The sequence below is a fragment of the Tetzosporium hominis genome (assembly GCF_002265435.1).
Classification (GTDB): Bacteria; Bacillota; Bacilli; order Bacillales_A; family Planococcaceae; genus Chryseomicrobium; species Chryseomicrobium hominis.
Genome location: NZ_NOKQ01000314.1, coordinates 1 through 269, shown reverse-complemented (window position 1 = coordinate 269; position 269 = coordinate 1). Strand labels below are relative to the sequence as shown.

The window sequence follows — 269 nt, the reverse complement described above, 5'->3', positions numbered from 1 at the left end:
GGATGCCTTGAACTTCAAACTCAATCCGCAGAAAGAACCGGCCTCCTTCAGGGTCTGTCGTATACTGGTTCGATTCAATAATATTCGCACCGTTCTCAAATAAAAATGAAGAAACGGCGGCGACGATTCCAGGCTGATCCGGACAGCTGACCAGAAGGCGGGCCTTATCGTTATTGATTTCCTGATATTGCGATAACTGCTGTTTCATATATGCGTTCATTTTCGTAAAAACCCTCTTTGCTTGTAATTCGTAAACTATCTTTTCATTA

At 42.8% G+C, this 269-nt stretch carries 1 protein-coding gene; it reads right to left on the bottom strand.

Features of this window, described 5'->3' with window-relative positions; genetic code table 11:
- A partial coding sequence (locus CF394_RS13990) for an ACT domain-containing protein (RefSeq protein WP_133079848.1) occupies window positions 1–220 on the bottom strand: 220 nt, incomplete at its 3' end.
- Window positions 221–269: the final 49 nt, after the last annotated feature.